This is a genomic window from Clostridia bacterium (genome assembly GCA_014360065.1).
Lineage (GTDB): Bacteria > Bacillota > DSM-521 > Neomoorellales > JACIYF01 > JACIYF01.
In genome coordinates, this window is the sequence record JACIYF010000227.1 from 1 (window position 1) to 2,001 (window position 2,001).

A 2,001-nucleotide genomic window follows, 5' to 3' on the forward strand; every position below is an offset into this window, starting at 1 on the left:
TTGGAGAATTGTCAAAGCGGTTTTAGCCAAAAGATTCTTGGTTTACTGCCAGGCGGTATGTAGCTAAACCTACGATAACCCAGGTTAGGTATCTTGGGCTAGGGGCCTTAAGCTAGCACCCTGAAGGCTGTAAACTGTAGAGTTGGAACCGGTTGTTCTTTTGTTCACAAGAGACCATGGTTGTTAAGGAGGGGGAAGCGTGCCGGCTGATGCTAGTATCACTAAGACCTGGGAGAAGTTTGTTAGTGGTGGGGAGCTGGTTCCAGCTGGGGTTCGCTCTCAGGTGGCCGGCTCTTGGCAGAGGTGCCTGCAAAGCCGAGTCAATCCTGACAATGGTTGCTGTGACCACATTTTGGGATCCGACCAACTGCAGGATTTGCGCGAGGAACACCGTGGTTTAATCAATATCGCTAGGCCCTTCATGACCTACCTATATGAGTTTTTCAAAGGTTCTGGTTACATTGTAGTACTCTGCGATGAGCACGGTTATGTGCTGGACATATTTGGTGATAAGGATACCTTACGCAAGGCGGCCCGAGACCTGAATTTCATTCCAGGAGCAAGCTGGACCGAGCTAAGCGTGGGGACCAACGCCATCGGCACCGGGTTGGTACTCAAGCGGCCGCTGCGGGTGGACGGATCGGAGCATTATTGCCGTAAGCATCATGCCTGGACCTGCTCGGCCGCTCCTATTTTCGATCCGGCTGGCCGGTTGATCGGAGTGCTGGACCTATCTGGCCCCTCCACGCAAATCCATCCCCATACCCTCGGCATGGTAGTAGCCGCTAGTGAAGCTATTAGGGAGCAGATGCTGACTCGTCAGAAAAACCGGGAATTAGCTTTGGCCAACCAGCGCCTAGTTAGCATAATCGAGACCATGTCCGATGGGGTAGTGGCCTTTGATGAGCATGGGGTAATCACTCAACTGAATCCTGTAGCCGAACAGATCATGGGCAAAAGAAGCCGGGAGCTGGTGGGAAGCTCGGTTAGGAGCATCTTCGGGAATCAAAAGTGGTTTATCGATCAGCTCCTCGATAGGCACGAAGCTTGCCATGACCTGGAGGTCATGGTAGAGACGAGCAAGGGCCTGGTCCATTGCCGCGCCTCTGCTAGCCCGGTCTTGGACGACCAGGGTGTGTTGAGCAGCGGGCTGATCCTCCTGCGCCCGATTGAGAGGGTGCAAAAGCTGGTCAACCGTTTTAGCGGCAGCCAGGCTGCTTTTCGTTTCGAGGATATCATCGGAAACAGCCAGGAGATTCAGGAGACCGTTCGGTTGGCTTCCATGGCGGCCGCCACCAATTGCAACGTACTCTTGCAAGGGGAAAGCGGCACCGGCAAGGAGCTTTTTGCCCAAGCCATTCATAACTGTAGCTCTCGCCGCAAAGGCCCCTTTGTGGCGGTGAACTGTGGGGCCATTCCCGGGGAACTGCTAGCCAGCGAGCTGTTCGGTTACGAAGAGGGAGCCTTTACCGGCGCTAAACGCGGAGGCCGGCCGGGCAAGTTTGAACTGGCCTCTGGCGGCACCCTTTTCCTGGATGAAATCGGGGATATGCCCCGGGAGCAGCAGGTAGCCCTCCTGCGGGTGCTCCAGGAGAAGAAGGTTACCCGCCTAGGCGGTGGAAAAGCGATCCCTGTGGATGTCCGGATCATCTGCGCCACCAATAAGGACTTGCTGGAAGAGGTGGAGCAGGGGAACTTCCGGGATGACCTATACTACCGGGTAAACGTAATTACTATTAACATACCTCCTTTGCGCCAACGAGCGGAGGATATCCCGTTGCTGTTCAAATATTTCCTCGAACGGACCTCGAGAGAGCTGGGGGTTGAGCCTAAACCAGTTGATCCCGAGGTGATAGATTGCTTACAACGATACTATTGGCCCGGCAATGTCCGACAGCTTGAGAACGTGGTAGAGAGGATAGTTAGTATAGCTGGGGATGGTTCCATCGACCTGGCCTACCTGCCGGAAGAGATTCGCAACTACTCCCGGTCCCCGGCAGT

1 protein-coding gene is annotated in these 2,001 nt (G+C 54.7%); it reads left to right on the forward strand.

The window, feature by feature from the left end; translation table 11 throughout:
- Positions 1 to 199 precede the first annotated feature (199 nt).
- Positions 200 to 2,001, forward strand: a 1,802-nt coding sequence (locus tag H5U02_15325; protein ID MBC7343790.1) for a sigma-54-dependent Fis family transcriptional regulator, incomplete at its 3' end; no start/stop codon positions are given.